The organism is Mycobacterium sp. ITM-2016-00317 (assembly GCF_002968295.1).
Taxonomy (GTDB): domain Bacteria; phylum Actinomycetota; class Actinomycetes; order Mycobacteriales; family Mycobacteriaceae; genus Mycobacterium.
In genome coordinates, this window is sequence record NZ_CP134399.1 from 1,943,253 (window position 1) to 1,961,125 (window position 17,873).

The window sequence follows — 17,873 nt, forward strand, 5'->3', positions numbered from 1 at the left end:
CTACTTTCCTCATCTACCTTCGAAGCCGGGGGCGCGACGGTCCCGGAAGGCCGCCAGACCCTCCCTGAAATCAGCGGTCCTGCAAGACAATTCCAATCCGGACAGTTCGTGGGCCATCGCCTGGGGCAGGGTCGCGTGCAGGCCGTAGTGGATCGCCTGCTTGGCCAGTCCGATCGCGACCGTGGGTCCCGAGGCCAGTCGGGCCACCAGATCGTCGGCCGCCGAATCGATCTCGGCGTCGGGCACGCTCTGGTGGATCAGCCCCCAGTCGGCCGCGTCGGCACCGGTCACCTTCTCGCCGAGGAGCAGCATGCGTTTGGCGCGTGCCACCCCGGCGAGGCGGGGGAGCAGCCAGGTCGAGCCGGAGTCCGGACTGAACCCGCGGTCGACGAACGGCTCCCACAGGGTCGCGTCGGGCGTGGCGAGGGCGAAGTCCGCGGCCAGCACCAGGTTGGCGCCGAGGCCGACGGCCCAGCCGCGCACGGTGCAGACCACCGGCAGTTGAACGGTGGCGAGAAGTTCCACAACGCGGTTCGCCGCATGGGGGATGCGCCGGACCAGGTTGCCGGGCCGGGGCTTGCGGTCGCTGTCGTTGGTGGTCACCCAGTCCGCGCCGGCGCAGAAGTCCCCGCCGCTGCCGGTCAGGTGGATCGCGCGCAACCCGTCGTCGGAGGCGGCAGTGGTCAGCACGCCGACGAGTTCGTCGATCATCCTGTGGCTCAACGAGTTCCGGCGCTCCGGACGGTCCAGGGTGATCCGCAGGACGGAATCGTTGCGGGCCAGTCGCACCGCGCCTTCCTCCGGCACCGTCCCACCTTTCGATCGGCTATACAGATAGCCATACAGTTAGTGCCTCGATTACTATCCTGTACAACTTAGCAAGGAAAGGCTGTCCGCGGAACAGTGTCGTCTCAGCTGCCAGCACCACGCATTCGTCAGCCGCGGGTCGCCGAACTCGTGGCCTCCCGGCTGCGCGACGACATCCTGACCGGCCGCCTCGCCGAAGGTGACGTGCTGCCGTCGCAGGAGTCCTTGTTCGCTCAATTCGGGGTGAGTCCGCCGGTGGTACGGGAGGCGATGCACATCCTGGAGTCCGACGGGCTGATCTCGGTGCGCCGGGGCAACGTCGGGGGAGCGGTCGTGCATCTGCCGTCCGCCGAACGCACCGCGCAGATGATCGGCATGGTGCTGCAGACCCGCGCGGCCACCCCGGCCGACGTCAGCGAGGCGCTGCTGCATCTCGAGCCGATCTGCGCAGGGCTGTGTGCCGCCCGCGAGGACCGGATGACCGAGGTGGTGCCGCATCTGCAGGCCGCGATCGATCTTCAGGTCGAGCAGTTCGACACGTCGTCGCGTTATGTGCCGAACGCCCGCAGGTTCCACGAGGCCATCGTGCGCCGGTGTGGCAACGAGCCGATGATCCTGGTGATCGGCGCGCTTGAGGTGATCTGGTCGGCGCACGAGTCCTCGGTGTGGAGTGACGAGTGCCGTCCCGCGGACCCGATGCGACCGCCCACCATGCGGGCCGCGCTGCGCGACCACCACCGGTTGCTCGCGGCCATCGCCGAGGGCGACCCGGCGCGTGCGGTGCGCCTGGCCCAGCAGCACCTGGCGGCGGCTCGCCGCGACACGCTGGCCGCAGCATCCAGCGAAACCATTGAGGCAAGACTGATTTCGAACGGACAGGACTGGACATGACCACCGCCGCCGATGACCGCGTGCTCTTCGACGTCGACCGCGACAAGCGGATCGCGACCATCACTCTGAACAACCCGGCCCGGCGCAACTCCTACGACGCCGCCATGCGGGAGCAGCTGGCCCGCTATCTCGATCAGGTGGCCGAGGACGACGACCTGACCGTGGTGCTGCTGCGCGGCGCCGAAGGCGTGTTCAGCACGGGGGCGGATATGAACAACGCGTACGGCTGGTATGGCGGCGGCGGCGGCGATGAGCGCTCGCGCGAAGAGCAATCAAGTGAAGAGGGGTCAGGTGGTGCGCGCTCGCGCCGGCCCAGCCAGCGCAGGCGCCTCACGGTGGACCGCAAGTCTTTCGGCTTCTACCACAATCTGATGGGCTTCCCGAAGGTCACCGTCGGCGAGATCAGCGGGTATGCGCTCGGCGGCGGCTTCGAGATGGCGCTGATGACCGACATCTCGGTGGTCGCCCGCGACACCAGGATCGGGATGCCGGCCACCCGGTTCCTGGGCCCGGCGCTGGGCAGCCTGCACATGTTCTTCCACCGCCTGGGTCCGGTGCTGGCCAGGCGGCTGCTGTTGACCGGGGACGTGATCACGGCCGCTGAGGTCGAGCACCTGGGTGTCTTCACCGACACCTGCGACGCCGCAGCGGTGCCGGTGCGGGCGCGGTACTGGGCCGAGAAGGCCGCGAAGATGCCCGCCGACGGTGTCGTCATCGCCAAGGAGGCGTTCCGTCTGGTCGAGCAGAGCCAGGCCTACCAGGGAGAAGAGGTCGCCAGTTACCTGTTCCACGCCTACGGCACGAACCTGCAGTTCGCCGACGGCGAGTTCAACTTCGTCAAGACCCGCGCCGAGCACGGCACCAGGGAGGCGTTCCGGCTGCGTGACGAGCATTTCTTCGTCCCTGAGCCGGAGTGACCCGCCTCACCCGTGATCAGGGCTACAGTATCTGTTAGTTTTGTAACGTATTTCTGTAACGAAACCGAGGTCAGAGCATGCCAACACCCGTCATCGTCGGTGCTGCCAGGACGGCCATCGGCCGCTCGTTCAAGGGCACACTCGTCAACACCCCGCCCGAGACGCTGATCACCACGGTGCTGCCCGAGGTCGTCCGCCGCTCGGGCGTCGACCCGGCCGATATCGACGACATCATCTTCGCCGAATCCCATTACGGCGGCGGCGATCTCGCGCGGTACGCGGCAGACGCCACCGGGCTGCAGCATGTTCCGGGCCAGTCGGTGAACCGGCACTGCGCCGGCAGCCTGACCGCGATCGGCAACGCCGCTGCGCAGATCGGCTCCGGCATGGAGCGGGTGCTGATCGCCGGCGGCGTGCAGTCGCTGTCGATGACCCCGCTGACCAACTGGCGCATCCCGGGACCCGAGCTGAAGTTCGAGGAGCGGTGGATGCCGCCCACCCACGTCGAGACCCCCGACGCCCCGACCAAGGACATGTCGATCACGGTCGGCTGGAACACCGCGCAGGCCGCCGGCATCACCCGTGAGGACATGGACGCGTGGGCGGCGCGGTCGCATCAGCGCGCGGTGGCGGCTCAGGATGCCGGCAAGTTCCTCGACGAGATCGTGCCGTTGAAGGTCGAGCAGTTCGACGGTTCGGTGATCGACTTCAGCGTCGACGAGCACCCGCGCCGTGACACCACGGTCGAGAAGCTGGCCGGCTTGAAGGTGCTGCATCCCGAGATCGAGGGCTTCTCGATCACCGCGGGCAACAGCAGCGGGACCAACGACGCGGCGGCCGGCGTCGCTGTCGTCGAGGCCGACTACGCGGCCGCCAACAACCTCACGGTGATGGCCAAGGTCCGGGCGTGGGGTGCGGTCGGCGTCGCCCCGCGCGACACCGGTCTGGGCGGCGTCCGGGTCATCGGCCGGGTGCTGGACAAGGCTGGTCTGAAGCCGTCCGATGTGACGCTGTGGGAGATTAACGAGGCGTTCGCGTCCGTGCCGATCGCCGCGGTGCGCGAGTACGGCATCGACGAGGAACTGGTCAACTTCTCCGGCAGCGGGTGCAGCCTCGGTCATCCGATCGCCGCCTCCGGCGCGCGGATGATCACCACGCTGATCTACGAGCTGCAGCGCCGCGGCGGCGGTATCGGTGTCGCCGCGATGTGCGCGGGCGGTGGCCAGGGCGGCGGCGTGGTCATCGAGGTCTGACCCTTGCGCCGAACGCGCTTTCCGCGCGCGAATTCATGCGGAAAGCGCGTTCGGCGGGGGCTCAGCGCTTGCGGGCGGTGGCGGCCTTCGTGGCTTTCGTCGCCTTGCGGGCCGGCTTGGCGTTCTGCGCGATGAGCCGCTCGGCGTGGTCGAGGATGCACGTCAGCCCGAACTCGAAGTTGCGGTCGTCGGACCCGCTCAGGTGGTGGCCCTGCTGGGTCACCGCGGCCAGCAGTGGGGCGGTGACCGGATCGATCGTCATCGTGTCGTCGATGTCCCCATGGCTGTCCTCGCCCGCGAGGTTCTTCTCGCGGAGACGCTGCAGCACCACCGAGCCGCGCACGTGCACGGACATCGCCGAGTAGGTGTCGAAGGCGTCCTCGGGGGACAGGCCGGCCTCGACCAGGCTGCTGATCGCCTTCTCGACCTCTTGCGCACCGAGCTTCGCCGCCCGCGGGCTCAGCGCGGAGCGGATCAGGATCAGATCGCACAGGATGGGGTTGCCGTTGAACGTCTGCCGCATCGACCGGGCATGGTTGGCCAGGGTCTCGCGCCAGTCCTTGGCCTCCACGTACGGCGTCGCGAACGCGTACTGCCGCAGCGCGCGGTCGGTCATCGCGTTGAGCAGATCGTCCTTCTTGCGGAAGTACCAGTAGATGCTCGTGACGCCGACGCCGAGATGCTTGCCCAGCAGCGGCATGCTCAGGTTGTCGATGCCGACCTGTTCGGCGAGTTCGAAGGCGCCGTTGATGATGTCGTCGGGGTTGATGGATCCGCGCTCGCGTCGTTGACGCTTCTCGGCGGTCGCCTGCTTCGCCACTGTCGGGCACCTCCATCGCTTCGATGCTGCACGGAGCAGCTCCCCGGGCCGGGGTGGTGGTCGTACCAGACGGCGCTGGATAGGCTGGCCTGCGCCTTTGCCGCCAGAGGACCGCACCGCCGTGTGCAGCGACCTTACCGCCTGCCTCGGGACCGGAACCTCGCGCGCCCGTTCCGGCCTTTTACTGTAAGTCCTATAGTAAGGTTTTCCAGCGATATGCGGGGACAACTCCGCGCGAAAGGCGAAGGGCGACAAGTGGCTGACGAGGTTCTTCTGGAACGCCGGGACCGGGTGCTGATCATCACCATCAACCGTCCGGAGGCGCGCAACGCCTTCAACCTGGCGGTGGCGCAGGGGCTGGCCGATGCGATGGACGAACTCGACGCCACCCCGGAACTGTCGGTGGCGATCATCACCGGCGCAGGCGGAAACTTCTGTGCCGGCATGGACCTGAAGGCGTTCATGGCCGGCGAGGTGCCCGCCATCGAGGGCCGCGGGATCGGCTTCACCGAGCGTCCGCCGCGCAAGCCGGTGATCGCCGCGGTCGAGGGCTACGCGCTGGCCGGTGGCACCGAGATCGTGCTGGCGACCGATCTGATCGTGGCCGCCAAGAACGCGAAGTTCGGCATCCCCGAGGTCAAGCGCGGGCTGGTGGCGGCCGGCGGCGGCCTGCTGCGGCTGCAGAAACGGATCCCGTACCAGAAGGCGCTCGAGCTCGCGCTGACCGGTGACAGCTTCACCGCCGAGGAAGCGTCGCAGTGGGGCTTCGTCAACGTGCTCACCGAACCCGGCGAGGCGCTCGACGGCGCGCTGGCGCTGGCCGAGCGGATCACCGCCAACGGTCCGCTCGCGGTCGCGGTGACCAAGGAGGTCATCGTGAAGTCGGCGGACTGGACCGAGGCCGAGATGTGGAAGAAGCAGGGCGAGATCGTCTTCCCGGTCTTCTCGTCCAAGGACGCGATGGAAGGCGCGACGGCGTTCGCCGAGAAGCGCAAGCCGAACTGGACGGGGACCTGAGCGGGCCGGTCCGGTTGGACGGGCACGTCTGAATGGACCTGGGTCTGCGTGACGCCACCGCGGTCGTCGTCGGCGGCGGCCGCGGCATGGGGCTGGCCGCGGCGCACTGCTTCGCCGACGACGGGGCGCGGGTCGCGCTGATCGGCCGTACCGGGGAGGTGCTCGAGGCCGCTGCCGCCCGACTGCGTGACCGCGGCAGCCCCGACGCCGTCGCGGTGGTGGCCGACATCGGCGACGACGCCGCGGTCCGAAGCGCTTTCGCCGAGTTGGGCCGGCGCTGGGACGGCGAGCTCAACATCCTGGTCAACGCCGTCGGGCCGTCGGTGCGTGGCACGTTCGACGAGCTGACCGACGCCGACTGGCGTCAGGCCGTCGACGAGGGCGCGATGGGCATGGTGCACTGCGTCCGCGCGGCGCTGCCGCTGCTGCGCGCGGCCGAGTGGGGGCGCATCGTGAACTTCTCCGCCCACTCGACACAGCGCCAGAGCGTGATCCTGCCGGCCTACACCGCGGCCAAGGCGATGGTCACCAGCATCTCGAAGAACCTGTCGCTGCTGCTGGCGCGCGACGAGATCCTGGTCAACGTGGTCTCACCCGGCAGCATCGCGTCCGAGGCGTTGGTCGGCTGGGCCGACTCGGTCGGCGTGGACGGCACCGACCCGTATGCGTTGATGGCCGCCATCGACGAGCACTTCGGCCATCCGGCGCACCTGCCACGAGCCGGCCTGCCGACCGAGATCGGGCCTGTGGTCGCGTTTCTGGCGTCCCGCCGCAACTCGTACATGACCGGTGCCGACATCAACGTCGACGGCGGTAGCGACTTCACCTGAACAGGCGCGTGTCGACGGCCGCCCGCTACCGGCATCAAGCGCTGGTACGCAACGGTTTTCGGCAATCGCGCGACACCCCGGTGGCAGGTGGTTCCGGCCTCGCGGAAGTCGCTACCGATAGGTGTACAGTATGAGCATCCGTCGAGCTGGGGAGGTATGTCGGTGAGCACCGCCGAGAGTGCCGATCCGGTCCTGTTCGAGCGTCGCGACAGTGGCGTCGCGGTCCTGACCCTCAACCGGCCCGAGCGCATGAACGCCTGGGGCGGTGGGCTCGCCGGCGCGTTCTACCGGTGCATCGACCGCGCCGAGGCCGACCCCGACGTCCGCGTCATCGTGCTCACCGGAAACGGCCGGGCGTTCTGCGCCGGCGCCGACATGGGTGATCTCGACTCGATCAGCGGAGCCTCCGAGTCGTCCTCCGACACGGACGTGTCCCAACTGGTCGGCGAACGTCATCCCCACTTCGTCACCCAGGTGCGCAAGCCGTTGATCGCGGCGATCAACGGCGCGTGCGCGGGTATCGGACTGACGCAGGCGCTGATGTGCGACATCCGGTTCGCCGCCGCGGGCGCGAAGTTCACCACCGCGTTCAGTCGCCGCGGCCTGATCGCCGAGTACGGCATCTCCTGGATCCTGCCGCGGCTGGTCGGGTGGGGCGCCGCGACGGATCTGCTGCTGTCCGGTCGCACGTTCTACGCCGAGGAGGCCAGGGAGCTCGGTCTTGTCAAGGACGTCGTCGCGCCCGAGGAGCTGATGACGCACACGCTCGCCTACGCCGAGGACATCGCGCGCAACTGTGCTCCGAGCTCGCTGGCGGTGATGAAAAGCCAGCTCTACCGCGATGCTTCGCGAAACCTGCACGACGCGAGCGCCGAAGCGGAGAAACTGATGCACGAGTCGATGCTTCGCCCCGATTTCATCGAAGGCATCACCGCCTTCTTCGAGAAGAGACCGCCCCGCTTCCCGCCGCTCAAGGAGGAGACGCCATGACAGCCCCGCAGCAGGAAGCGCAGCGGACTGCGCCTGCACCCAAGCCCCTTGACTACCAGGCGATCGACGTCGACAACCACTACTACGAGCCGATCGACTCGTTCACCCGGCACCTGCCCAAGGAATTCAAGCGCCGGGGCGTGCAGATGCTGACCGAGGGCAAGCGGACGTTCGCGGTCATGGGCGGCGTCGTCAACCACTTCATCCCGAACCCGACGTTCGACCCGATCATCGAGCCGGGGTGCCTGGATCTGCTGTTCCGCGGGGAGATCCCCGAGGGTGTCGACCCGGCGTCGCTGATGAAGGTCGACCGGCTCGCCGACCATCCCGAGTACCAGAATCGTGATGCGCGGGTGAAGATCCTCGACAAGCAGAACCTCGAGACCGTGTTCATGTTGCCGACGTTCGCCTGCGGGGTCGAGGAGGCGCTCAAGCACGACATCGACGCCACCATGGCCTCGGTGCACGCGTTCAACCTGTGGCTCGACGAGGACTGGGGTTTCGACCGCCCCGACCACCGTTTCCTGTCGGCGCCGATCATCTCACTGGCCGACCCGGAGAAGGCCGTCGACGAGGTCGAGTTCGTGTTGAGCCGCGGCGCCAGGATCGTCTGTGTCCGGCCGGCGCCGGTGCCGGGTGTGGTCAAGCCCCGCTCGCTGGGCGACCCCGCTCATGACCCGGTGTGGGCCCGGCTGGCCGAGGCCGGTGTGCCGGTGGTGTTCCATCTGTCCGACAGCGGCTATCTCGCGATCGCGGCACTGTGGGGCGGCCAAGCGACGTTCGAGGGGTTCGGGAAGAAGGATCCGCTCGACCAGGTGCTGCTCGACGACCGCGCCATCCACGACGCGATGGCCTCGATGATCGTGCACCAGGTGTTCACCCGGCACCCGAAGCTGAAGGTGGCCAGCATCGAGAACGGCTCCTACTTCGTCTACCGCTTGATCAAACGGCTGAAGAAGTCCGCGAACACCGCGCCGTACCACTACAAGGAAGACCCGGTCGAGCAGCTCAGGAACAACGTCTGGATCGCCCCGTACTACGAGGACGACGTGAAGCTGCTCGCCGAGACCATCGGGGTGGACAAGATCCTGTTCGGCTCGGACTGGCCACACGGTGAAGGGCTGGCCGATCCGATGGCGTTCACCGCCGACATTCCGCAGTTCCCGGAGTTCAGCGCTGAGGACACCCGAAAAGTCATGCGCGACAACGCACTCACCCTCCTCGGCGCCCACGTCGCCACGGCCTGACCGTGGGGGAGTGGACCATCGGCGGGGTCGTCGACGCCATCGCCGACGCGGTACCGGACCGGTTGATGACGGTGTGCGGACGCCGCAGAAGCACCTATGCCCAGACCGCCGAGCGCACCCGCCGGCTGGCGAACTTCCTGACCGCCAATGGAATCGGTGCACACCGGGAACGGGACGCGCTGCAGGGCTGGGAGTGCGGACAGGACCGGGTGGCGCTGATCATGCACAACGACCTGTACCCGGACATGGTCATCGGCGCGCTGAAGGCACGTGCCGTGCCCGTCAACGTGAACTTCAACTACACGCCGCGCGAGGTCGACGAGCTGCTGGATTACCTGCGGCCGCGGGCGGTGATCTTCCACCGGTCGCTCGGCGCGAAGTTCGCCGACGTGCTGCCGCGCGACGGCGTGGACCTGATGATCTCGATCGACGACGGAAGCGGTGCACCGGAACCGACCGGAGCGGTCGGCCTCGAGGACGCCCTGGCCCAGGGGGAGTCCGACCGTGCGGTGACGCCGTCGCCGGACGACGTGATGATGATCTGCACCGGCGGCACGACGGGGCCCAAAGGCGTGATGTGGCGCCAGTCCGACACCTACGTGATCTCGATGAACGGCGCCGACCACGACTCGGTCACCGAGATCCACGACAAGGTGCGGCATGCCGGGCCGCCGTGGTTCGCGGTGTCCCCGCTGATGCACGCCGCGGGCATGTGGACCGCGTTCGCCGCGCTGCTCAACGGCCAGACCGTGATCCTCTACGACAAACCGACGCTCGACCCGGCGGCCGTGCTGGCCACCGCGGAGCGGGAGAAGGTGGGTCTGATGACCATGGTCGGCGACGCGTACGCCGGACCACTGATCGACGAATTACACAAGCGCCCCTACGATCTGTCGTCGCTGTTCGCGATCGGCACCGGAGGCGCGGCGACCAACCAGCGCCACCAGGATGCGCTGCTCGCACTGCTACCGCAGATCACGCTGATCAACGGCTACGGCTCCTCGGAGACCGGGAACATGGCGTTCGGGCGCAGCCGGCACGACGACCGCAAGGACACCTTCGAGCGACGCGACGGGGTGGTGCTGCTCTCCGAGGACCGCACCAGGTACCTCGAACCGGGTGAGGACGAGGTCGGCTGGGTGGCCCGGAGCGGACGAATACCGTTGGGCTACTTCGACGACGCCGAAGGAACCCGCCGCACCTTCCCCGTGGTCGACGGGCGGCGCGTGGTGATCTCCGGGGACCGCGCGTCGCTGGAGGCCGACGGCACCCTGCGCCTGTACGGGCGCGACTCGCTGGTCGTCAACACCGGCGGCGAGAAGGTCTTCGTCGAGGAGGTCGAGGAGGTGCTGCGCGCACAACCCGGCGTGGCCGACGCGCTGGTGGTGGGCCGCGACAGTGAGCGCTGGGGCCAGGAGGTCGTCGCGCTGGTGGAGACGCAGCCCGGCGCCGACGTCGCACCCGATGCGCTGGTGCGGGCGTGTACAGCCGAACTCGCCCGCTTCAAGGCGCCGAAGGAGATCCTCTTCGTCGACCGGGTGCGTCGGCTGGGGAACGGAAAGGCCGACTACCGATGGGCGAAGAGCCAAGTGACACCACGCGACCAACCGGTGGCTCAGCCGTGACCCCGCGAGTGCTGGACTGCCTGGTCAACGTGCACTTCGGCGAGACGGCCCGACAGCCCGAGTTCATGCTGAAGGTCCGCGACGACTACTTCAAGGGTCCGCGGTCGCTCTACGACCAGGTCGAGTTGCCGGCCCTGCTCGACGAGATGGCCGAGCACGGGGTTGAGAAGGCCATCCTGATGGACAACCTGGTCAAGCCGTCGCTCACCGCACGCAAGTTCGTCGAGGAGCGGCCGGACAAGTTCGCGCTGGCGATCGGCGGGGTCGACCTGCTGCGCCCGATGCCGTCGCTGCGTGAACTCGCCGCGGTGGTGGCCGATCTGCCCGTCGCGTACACCGCTGTGGGGCCGAGCTTCTGGGGTGACGGCGTGTACCCGCCCAGTGACGCGGTGTACTACCCCCTCTACACCAAGTGCGCGGAACTCGGGCTCCCGCTGTGCGTCAACACCGGACTGCCCGGCCCGCCGATACCGGGTGAGGTGCAGAACCCGATCCACCTGGACCGGGTCTGCGTGCGGTTCCCCGAACTGAAGCTGTGCATGATCCACGGGGCCGACCCGTGGTGGGACGTCGCGATCCGGATGCTGATCAAGTACCAGAACCTGCGGATCATGACGTCGGCGTGGTCGCCGAAGCGCCTGCCCGAGTCCCTGCTGCACTTCATGCGCACCCGCGGCAAGAACAAGGTGATCTTCGCCTCGGACTGGCCCGTGCTGCGGCAGAGCCGCGTCGTGCCCGAGGCGCTGGCGCTCGATCTGCCGGCCGACGTGCTCGACAACTACCTGTACAACAACGCCGCCGAATTCTTCTTCGGCACCCCAGAACAGGAGACCTGACCGTGGACCGGTACGAACTGCGCAGGCTGGACTACAGCCTGTCCGAGGACCATCAGGCCCTGCAGGCCGCCTACAAGGATTTCTTCGGCACCCGCTGCACCATCGAGACGGTGCGGTCGGCCGAGGAGTCCGGGTTCGACAAGAACCTCTGGGAACGGTTGTGCGCGATGGGTGCGACGACGATGGCGCTGCCCGAATCCGTCGGTGGGGACGGCGCCACGCTCGTGGATCTCACGCTGGTCGCCGAGGAGATCGGCCGTTCCCTGGCGCCCGTGCCGTGGATCGACCACGTCTGCGCGGCCCGGTTGCTGGCGCGTCTGGGCGGGGTGGACGCCGACATCGTCGGCGGCAGGCAGATCGTTGCGCTGGATCCTCAGCAGGACAACGGGTCCGGCGTCAGGCTGATCCCGGCGGGGTCCATCGCCGACCATGTCGTGGTCCGCGACGGTGACGACGTGGTGCGCCTGAGCTTCTCGACGCGGCCCGCGCGGGTCGACAACATCGGGAAGCTGCCGATGGCATGGGTGGATCCCGCGGCTGCGGACAGTCGCACCGTGCTGGGCAGTGGGGCCGGGGCATTGGCCGAATACCAACGCGCGCTCGACGAATGGCGCCTGCTGACCGGCGCCGCCCTGGTCGGGCTGGTCGAGGAGGCCATGACGATCGCCGCCGAGTTCTCCAAGACCCGCTACACGCTCGGCGTGCCGATCTCGACACTGCAGGCCATCTCGCACCCGCTGGCCAACATCGCTATCACGGTGCAAGGCGGCCGCAACCTCGCGCGGCGGGCCGCCTGGTTCCTCGACAACGAACCCGGGGAGCGCAGGGAACTGGCGCCGTCGGTGTTCGTGTTCATGGCCGAGGAGGCCGCCAAGGCCGCCACCATGGCCGTGCACGTGCAGGGCGGGCTCGGCGTGTCCGCGGAGGCCGCCGCCACGGCGTACCTGGTGCGGGCCCGGGGCTGGGCGGTCGCAGGCGGCGATCCCGGCGCCACCGCGAAGCACATCGCCGCGATCGTGGCCGAGCGTGAAGGACGGAGCTGAGCAATGGATTTCTCCCGCGTGGTACTGAGTGACGAGGACCGGCAGTTCCAGGACGAGCTCCGCTCCTTCCTGCGCGAGATCGTCACCGACGAGGTGATCCGGCGCGACCGCGAGACCGGTGACAACTTCGACGAGGGAGTGCATCTGGCGCTCGGGGCGGCCGGCTATCTGGAACGGGACTGGAACCCCGACTCCGCGCAGGCGTTCACCCGCGTGCAGCGGCGGATCTGGGAGTTGGAGAAGCGGCGGGCCCACGTGCCGTGGGTGACCTCGGGCACGACCGCGATGATCACCAAGTCGGTCGCGAAGTTCGGTTCCGCGGAACTCAAGGACGAGGTGATTCCCCGGGTGTACAGCGGACACGTCCGGCTGTGCCTGGGCTACACCGAACCGGAGGGCGGCTCCGACGTCGCGACGTGCAAGACGCGGGCGGTCCGCGACGGCGACCAGTGGGTGATAAACGGCTCCAAGATGTTCACCACCGGCGCCCACAACTGCCAGTACGTCTTCCTGATCACCAACACCGACCCGTCCGCACCGAAACACAAGAGCCTCACCATGTTCCTGGTGCCGCTCGACTCGCCGGGCGTGGAGATCCAGGGCATCCGGACCGTCGACGGCGACCGCACGAACATCGTCTACTACAGCGATGTCCGCGTCGACGACCGCTACCGCCTGGGCGAGGTCAACGGCGGCTGGACGGTGGTCCGCGAACCCCTCAACGCCGAGCACGGTGACGTCGAGGCCGCCGACGACGGACTGGCAGACGTGTCCATCATGATGCACCAGGCCATGTTCATGGCCGCGGCCGCCGACAAGGCCGCACAGCGGTCGACCGTCGCAGACCCCAATGGCCGCAGGCTGATCGACGACGGTGCCGTCGCCTACCGGCTGGGTCGCAGTGTGGCCCGGCTGGAGGCATCACTGTCGGCGCCGAGCATCTTCGGCCGGGTCGCGCTGGCGCAGACCATGCGTGACATCTCACCCGACCTGATGGACATCCTGGGCGCGGCGTCCGCGCTGCCGGTCGGCACCGACGGCGCCGCCGACGACGGGGCCGCCGAGTACGTGTACCGCTTCGCCCCACTCGTCGGCATCTACGGCGGCACGCTGGAGGTGTTCCGCAACATGATCGCCCAGTACGTGCTGGGCCTGGGCAAGCCGAACTACTCGTCGCCGGCCCGGAAAGCGTCCTGACCGGCCGTCGCCCACGCGTACGCCCCCGCAGCACCGAACGCTGCCGCACCGGCCACCGAGCCCACGCGCTGCGACGTGTTCAGCGCGGCCGCGGTTCCGTTGACGACGCATTCGGCCGCTGCCAGTCCGGTCAGCGCCAGAAGTACCGGCCTGCGGCCCGGGGTAGCGCTGGTGGCCAGCAGGATCGCCCCCAGTGCGACCTCACGAAGCGCCCACATCCGCGTCAGGTTCTCGCTCTGCGCGGTGACCGGACCCTGGGTGAAGCGCTCGGGGGCGACGGTGGCCAGCGCACCGAACAGGGCCATGGTGGCGCCGATCCCGCGCTGAATCGTCGTAGAACGTGACATCGTGTCTCCTTCGCTACTGCTGCCCCGCCAGCACCGCGTCGATGCCGAGCTCGGTCAGCCCGACGCCGGTGAGCAGGGCGGTGCCGTATGCGGCCAGTACCAGCTTCTGGTCGTCACTGTGACCGCCGGTGAGGGTGTCGGCGTGACAGTCCGAATTATGAATGTCACGTTCCGATTCGGTGTGTGGATCGGACATTTCGTTATAAACGTCCGATTACCGGGCCGGGTCGAGCCCGCGCAGTGCTGCGGGTGCGATCGGGGTCAGGGCGCGTCGACACGAGCGCGCTTCCCCGACCGCGGCCGGTGCCGCCGCGTGGGGCCGGCCGTCGGCTATCCGCTGCGTGAACAGCGGACCGAGCCGATCGTGCCGCGGGCTAGGTGGTGAGGATGGTCGCGCCCGCGGTGCCGGGGGCGCCGTAGAGCTGGGCGAAACCGACCTTCGGCTCGCCGGGGATCTGCCGGTCGCCGGCCTGCCCGCGCAGCTGGCGGACGATCTCGTGGACCTGCCGCAGACCGGACGCGCCGATGGGTTCCCCGTTGGCCAGCAGGCCGCCGTCGGTGTTGACCGGCATCGATCCGCCGATCTCGGTGGCGCCGTCGGCGATCAGCTTCTCCTGCTCGCCGTCGGCGCAGAAGCCGGCTTCGGCCATGTGGATGATCTCGGCGCCGGCGTCGGTGTCCTGCAACTGGATCACGTCGACGTCGGACGGTGCGATGCCGGCTTTCTCGAACGCGGCACGCGACGCGTACACGGTGGGCGCCACGTCCTCGTCGACCGGCGCGAAGGTGGTGTTGACCTCGTAGGCGCCGTACTTGCGGGTACGCACCTCCACCGCGCGGACGAAGACCGGCTTGTCGGTGTAGCGGTGCGCGAGGTCGGCCCGGCACATCACGACCGCGGCGGCGCCCTCGTCGGGCGAGCAGAACATGTACTGGGTCAGCGGGTAATTCAGCATCGGTGAGTTCAGGATCGCGTCCTCGTCCATCGGCTTGCGGCGGAACGCGTTCGGGTTCAGCGCCCCGTTGCGCAGGTTCTTGTTGACGACCTTGGCCAGGGTGCGGTGGCTGATGCCGTATTGGTGCAGATAGCGGTTGGCCTTCATGCCGAAGAACTGGGTGGTCAGGTACTGGCCGTTCTCCGCATACCAGCTGGGCATGCCGACCAGACCGGGATCCTCGGTGAACGCGCCGCGCGGGTGCTTGTCCAGGCCGACGGCGATGCCGATGTCATAGTCGCCCAACCGGATTCCGTCGGCGCACGCCTTGGTCGCGCTGGCCGCGGTGGCGCAGGCGTTGAACACGTTGGTGAACGGGATGCCGGAGAGCCCCACCATGCCGACGATCGCGTCGGGGTTGGCCACGGTCCAGCTGCCGCCGACGCCGAACTGGATGTCGTTCCAGGACAGGCCCGCATCGCTGACCGCGGCGGTGATCGCGTCCACACCCATCTGCATCGCGGTCTTGCCCTCGAACCTGCCGAACGGGTGCAGTCCGACCCCGATGATCGCGACGTCGTACATCGTGAGGATCCTTTCCCGAAGACCGTTAACGGCGTGGCCGCACCAGCTGGGCCTGTTGGATAGCGGCCACCGGCCCGCTCTCGTCGAACAACATTCCGCGCGACACACCGACTCCGTCGGCGCCGTAGTGGTTTTCGGCCCGGACACCGATCCACGGGCCCACCGGCAGCCGATTGATGTGCACGGCGAGGTCGGTGTTGAGGAACGTGAACTCGGTGGTGTCGAGCCGGCTGCCCATGCCGTTGGCGATGTCGGCGACGGTGAACAGGCGCTGCGCGGGCGTCATCTCCTCGCCGGCGACGAGGTTGACCAGCGGCGTGACCCAGCATTCGGCCAGCTCGCTGTGCAGGATGTCGTTGAGCCAGCGCCAGTCCAGACTCTGGATGTAGGTGCGATCGGTGCCGTCGTCGGGCAGTCTGCGCCGGCCCTCGCCGACCGGCCGCATGGGCTCGGCGGGGGAGTGCGGCAGCGGTGCCGTCTCGGACCGCTGGAACCGCCACGCCGACGCGATCGCGACCGGCCTGGCCGTCCCGTCCGGTCCCGCGGCGAGCATCTCGGCCTCGATCAACTCGATCCGGCGGCCGGGGCGCCGAACGGTGGCGTGCACCCACAGGTCCCCGGCCACCGGCACCGGGCCCAGTAGGTCGACGACGACGCGGCTCAGCCGGGTGTCGTCGCGGGGCGCGCAGCGTTCGGCGGCTCGGACCAGCAGCGCCGACACCGGGGCGGCGTTCTGCATGTCGCTGCCCCATGTGCTCACCACGTGGTCGGAGGCGGTGAACTTCTCGCCGCGGACGTCGTCGGCGTCGACGAGGTCGTAGTAGGCGTCGGTCACGTCCCGTCCTGTCTCGCATGCTGCGGCGGCCACCAGCAGGATAGGGTGCCTTTTACCGAAAGCACAACTGGATGGCTTACAGGAGGCGATGGTGGCCGTGGTCTTCGACCCCTTCAGTGCGGAGTTCTACCGAGACCCGCACGCCGCCTATCCGCAACTGCGCGCCGAGGCGCCCGTGTACTACAACCCCACCCACGAGTTCTACGCGCTGAGCCGACATGCCGACGTCGCTGCCGGGCTGAAGGACTTCGCGACGTATTCGTCGGCGTACGGGGTGGACCTCGGTATGGTCCGGCGCGGGGAGAAGGTGCCGGCCAAGATGCTGATCTCCATCGACCCGCCCGAGCACCGCGCGATGCGCAGCCTGGTCAACAAGGTCTTCACCCCGCGGGCGATGGAGGCGCTGCGCGCGATGGTGACGCAGACCGTCGAACGGTTCCTCGCCGAGGTGCAGGGCGGTGAGTTCGACGTGGTGCAGGACTTCTCCGTCTACTTCCCGGTGGACGTGATCACCCAGATGCTGGGCGTGCCGGAGAAGTACCGCCAGCAGGTCCGGTTGTGGATCGACGAGTCACTGCACCGCGAGCCGGGGCAGATCGACATGTCGGAGTCCGGCACGCAGGCGATGGCCGAAACCTGGCTGATGTACTACGAATTGATCAAGCAGCGGCGCGCGGATCCGTGCGACGACATGATCAGCGCACTGATCGCCGCCGAGGTGACCCGCGAGGACGGAACCGTCGACCGGCTCAAGAACTCCGAGATCGCCGGCTTCGCGACGCTGCTCGGCGGCGCCGGCGCCGAGACGGTGACGAAGCTGGTCGGCAGCGCCGCGGTGGCGTTCGCGCAGCATCCCGGGCAGTGGCGCCGGCTGGGTGAGGACCGCGGCAAGATCGGCGTGGCGATCGAGGAGCTGCTGCGCTACGACTCACCGGTGCAGTACAACGTGCGCCGGTCCACCCGTGATGTCACGCTGCACGGGGTCACGATCCCGGCCGGGGCGCCGGTCTTCCTGCTGGGTGCGTCGGCCAACCGCGACCCGGACGCCTGGACCGCCCCGGACGTGTTCGACATCGACCGCGACCGGACCGAGGCCCAGAACCTGGGCTTCGGCTACGGCATCCACAGCTGCCTGGGCGCGGCGCTGGCCCGGCTGGAGACCTCGATCGCGCTGGACAAGCTGCTGGACTTCATGCCGCGCTACGAAGTGGACTGGGGCGGGTGCCGGCGGGTGAGCATGCAGAACGTGTCCGGGTGGTCACACGTGCCGGTGCGGGTGCTGCGGTAGCTCTCAGCGCGGCTCGATCAGGTCGCGCAGCCGCTCGGCCGGAACGACCGTCGCGCCGAGCGCGCCGACCTGCTCGGCCAGCGCCCGGTCGGATGTCGCGACCCGGATCTGTTCCGGGTGCGCGTCGGCCCCGATCATCCGGACGATCTCGTCGTCCGCGGAATTCGGCGCCGCAGCAGGTGCGTTCGCCACCGTCACCACCGAGGATTCGATCGGCGGCGACGGCGGGCGCTCGAAGACCACCGTCACGTCGGCGTCATCGGCGGCCGCCCACCGCTCAAGGTTCTGCACCAGCGTCACCATCGCCCGGTGCCGGTCGCGCCACCACCCGTCGGGGCGGCAGCCGATCACGTTCATCCCGTCGACGATCCAGCGCATTGTGGGCAGATTAGCGAAGCGCGGCCCTCTCT

19 protein-coding genes are annotated in these 17,873 nt (G+C 68.6%); 12 read left to right on the forward strand and 7 right to left on the reverse strand.

Translation table 11 applies throughout. The annotated features are described in order from the left end of the window. Nucleotides 1–9 precede the first annotated feature (9 nt). Nucleotides 10–807 (reverse strand): enoyl-CoA hydratase-related protein, encoded by a 798-nt coding sequence (locus C6A87_RS09235; protein ID WP_311116958.1) that lies wholly within the window; start codon nt 805–807, stop codon nt 10–12. Between the two features lie 108 nt (nt 808–915). Here C6A87_RS09235 and C6A87_RS09240 point away from each other — a divergent pair, with 108 nt between their 5' ends. The 3 genes from C6A87_RS09240 to C6A87_RS09250 all read left to right on the forward strand — a co-directional run bounded on the left by C6A87_RS09240 (nt 916) and on the right by C6A87_RS09250 (nt 3,868). Further along, complete coding sequence (locus C6A87_RS09240; RefSeq protein ID WP_311117865.1) at nt 916–1,698, forward strand: GntR family transcriptional regulator; 783 nt, start codon at nt 916–918, stop codon at nt 1,696–1,698. Beyond that, nucleotides 1,695–2,615 (forward strand): enoyl-CoA hydratase/isomerase family protein, encoded by a 921-nt coding sequence (locus C6A87_RS09245; protein WP_311116959.1) that lies wholly within the window; start codon nt 1,695–1,697, stop codon nt 2,613–2,615. The genes C6A87_RS09240 and C6A87_RS09245 overlap by 4 nt, the downstream gene beginning before the upstream one ends. 77 nt (nt 2,616–2,692) lie before the next feature. Continuing rightward, nucleotides 2,693–3,868, forward strand: a complete 1,176-nt coding sequence (locus C6A87_RS09250) for a thiolase family protein (RefSeq protein ID WP_311116960.1) — start codon at nt 2,693–2,695, stop codon at nt 3,866–3,868. 61 nt (nt 3,869–3,929) lie between these two features. Here C6A87_RS09250 and C6A87_RS09255 read toward each other — a convergent pair whose 3' ends face one another. Beyond that, the gene (locus tag C6A87_RS09255) at nt 3,930–4,688 is read right to left on the reverse strand and encodes a TetR family transcriptional regulator (protein WP_311116961.1); all 759 of its coding nucleotides are present in this window, start codon (nt 4,686–4,688) and stop codon (nt 3,930–3,932) included. Nucleotides 4,689–4,943: 255 nt separating this feature from the next. Between C6A87_RS09255 and C6A87_RS09260 the strand changes: the two genes are divergently transcribed. The 8 genes from C6A87_RS09260 to C6A87_RS09295 all read left to right on the forward strand — a co-directional run bounded on the left by C6A87_RS09260 (nt 4,944) and on the right by C6A87_RS09295 (nt 13,473). Beyond that, nucleotides 4,944–5,705 (forward strand): crotonase/enoyl-CoA hydratase family protein, encoded by a 762-nt coding sequence (locus C6A87_RS09260; RefSeq protein ID WP_311116962.1) that lies wholly within the window; start codon nt 4,944–4,946, stop codon nt 5,703–5,705. A gap of 32 nt (nt 5,706–5,737) precedes the next feature. Next, nucleotides 5,738–6,535, forward strand: a complete 798-nt coding sequence (locus C6A87_RS09265; protein WP_311116963.1) for an SDR family oxidoreductase — start codon at nt 5,738–5,740, stop codon at nt 6,533–6,535. Nucleotides 6,536–6,691: 156 nt separating this feature from the next. Continuing rightward, complete coding sequence (locus C6A87_RS09270) at nt 6,692–7,525, forward strand: enoyl-CoA hydratase (protein WP_311116964.1); 834 nt, start codon at nt 6,692–6,694, stop codon at nt 7,523–7,525. Continuing rightward, on the forward strand, nt 7,522–8,772 hold the full coding sequence (locus C6A87_RS09275; RefSeq protein WP_311116965.1) for an amidohydrolase family protein: 1,251 nt from the start codon (nt 7,522–7,524) through the stop codon (nt 8,770–8,772). The genes C6A87_RS09270 and C6A87_RS09275 overlap by 4 nt, the downstream gene beginning before the upstream one ends. 2 nt (nt 8,773–8,774) lie before the next feature. Next, nucleotides 8,775–10,397: an acyl-CoA synthetase gene (locus C6A87_RS09280; protein ID WP_311116966.1), complete on the forward strand. Its 1,623-nt coding sequence runs from the start codon at nt 8,775–8,777 to the stop codon at nt 10,395–10,397. Next, entirely contained in the window at nt 10,394–11,233 is an 840-nt protein-coding gene (locus C6A87_RS09285) for an amidohydrolase family protein (RefSeq protein ID WP_311116967.1), read from the forward strand. Before C6A87_RS09280 ends, C6A87_RS09285 begins: the two co-directional genes overlap by 4 nt. Nucleotides 11,234–11,235: 2 nt before the next feature. After that, complete coding sequence (locus C6A87_RS09290; protein ID WP_311116968.1) at nt 11,236–12,276, forward strand: acyl-CoA dehydrogenase family protein; 1,041 nt, start codon at nt 11,236–11,238, stop codon at nt 12,274–12,276. A 3-nt stretch (nt 12,277–12,279) separates the two neighbouring features. After that, nucleotides 12,280–13,473 carry an acyl-CoA dehydrogenase family protein gene (locus C6A87_RS09295; protein ID WP_311116969.1) on the forward strand — a complete coding sequence of 398 codons (1,194 nt, stop codon included), beginning with the start codon at nt 12,280–12,282 and terminating at the stop codon, nt 13,471–13,473. On the opposite strand, the gene C6A87_RS09300 is transcribed toward C6A87_RS09295, so the two are convergent. The 4 genes from C6A87_RS09300 to C6A87_RS09315 form a co-directional block, all read right to left on the reverse strand. After that, nucleotides 13,443–13,820: a hypothetical protein gene (locus tag C6A87_RS09300; RefSeq protein ID WP_311116970.1), complete on the reverse strand. Its 378-nt coding sequence runs from the start codon at nt 13,818–13,820 to the stop codon at nt 13,443–13,445. The two genes, C6A87_RS09295 and C6A87_RS09300, sit on opposite strands and share 31 nt — an antisense overlap. A gap of 13 nt (nt 13,821–13,833) precedes the next feature. Next, entirely contained in the window at nt 13,834–14,016 is a 183-nt protein-coding gene (locus C6A87_RS09305) for a hypothetical protein (protein ID WP_311116971.1), read from the reverse strand. Between the two features lie 178 nt (nt 14,017–14,194). Then, entirely contained in the window at nt 14,195–15,340 is a 1,146-nt protein-coding gene (locus tag C6A87_RS09310) for a thiolase family protein (RefSeq protein ID WP_311116972.1), read from the reverse strand. A gap of 25 nt (nt 15,341–15,365) precedes the next feature. Beyond that, the gene (locus C6A87_RS09315) at nt 15,366–16,175 is read right to left on the reverse strand and encodes a thioesterase family protein (RefSeq protein ID WP_311116973.1); all 810 of its coding nucleotides are present in this window, start codon (nt 16,173–16,175) and stop codon (nt 15,366–15,368) included. An 88-nt stretch (nt 16,176–16,263) separates the two neighbouring features. Between C6A87_RS09315 and C6A87_RS09320 the strand changes: the two genes are divergently transcribed. Next, nucleotides 16,264–17,463: a cytochrome P450 gene (locus C6A87_RS09320; protein WP_311116974.1), complete on the forward strand. Its 1,200-nt coding sequence runs from the start codon at nt 16,264–16,266 to the stop codon at nt 17,461–17,463. 3 nt (nt 17,464–17,466) lie between these two features. Here the strand turns inward: C6A87_RS09320 and C6A87_RS09325 are convergent, their stop codons facing one another. Beyond that, entirely contained in the window at nt 17,467–17,841 is a 375-nt protein-coding gene (locus C6A87_RS09325; protein WP_311116975.1) for an NYN domain-containing protein, read from the reverse strand. Between the last annotated feature and the right edge of the window lie 32 nt (nt 17,842–17,873).

Excerpts from the sequence above, each read along its gene's own strand:
- C6A87_RS09245 (WP_311116959.1), top strand. The coding sequence starts at position 1,695 with ATGACCACCGCCGCCGATGACCGCGTGCTCTTCGACGTCGACCGCGAC.
- C6A87_RS09250 (WP_311116960.1), top strand. The coding sequence starts at position 2,693 with ATGCCAACACCCGTCATCGTCGGTGCTGCCAGGACGGCCATCGGCCGC.
- C6A87_RS09265 (WP_311116963.1), top strand. The coding sequence starts at position 5,738 with ATGGACCTGGGTCTGCGTGACGCCACCGCGGTCGTCGTCGGCGGCGGC.
- C6A87_RS09270 (WP_311116964.1), top strand. The coding sequence starts at position 6,692 with ATGTCGGTGAGCACCGCCGAGAGTGCCGATCCGGTCCTGTTCGAGCGT.
- C6A87_RS09275 (WP_311116965.1), top strand. The coding sequence starts at position 7,522 with ATGACAGCCCCGCAGCAGGAAGCGCAGCGGACTGCGCCTGCACCCAAG.
- C6A87_RS09295 (WP_311116969.1), top strand. The coding sequence starts at position 12,280 with ATGGATTTCTCCCGCGTGGTACTGAGTGACGAGGACCGGCAGTTCCAG.
- C6A87_RS09300 (WP_311116970.1), bottom strand. The coding sequence starts at position 13,820 with ATGTCACGTTCTACGACGATTCAGCGCGGGATCGGCGCCACCATGGCC.
- C6A87_RS09305 (WP_311116971.1), bottom strand. The coding sequence starts at position 14,016 with ATGTCCGATCCACACACCGAATCGGAACGTGACATTCATAATTCGGAC.
- C6A87_RS09310 (WP_311116972.1), bottom strand. The coding sequence starts at position 15,340 with ATGTACGACGTCGCGATCATCGGGGTCGGACTGCACCCGTTCGGCAGG.
- C6A87_RS09320 (WP_311116974.1), top strand. The coding sequence starts at position 16,264 with ATGGTGGCCGTGGTCTTCGACCCCTTCAGTGCGGAGTTCTACCGAGAC.
- C6A87_RS09325 (WP_311116975.1), bottom strand. The coding sequence starts at position 17,841 with ATGCGCTGGATCGTCGACGGGATGAACGTGATCGGCTGCCGCCCCGAC.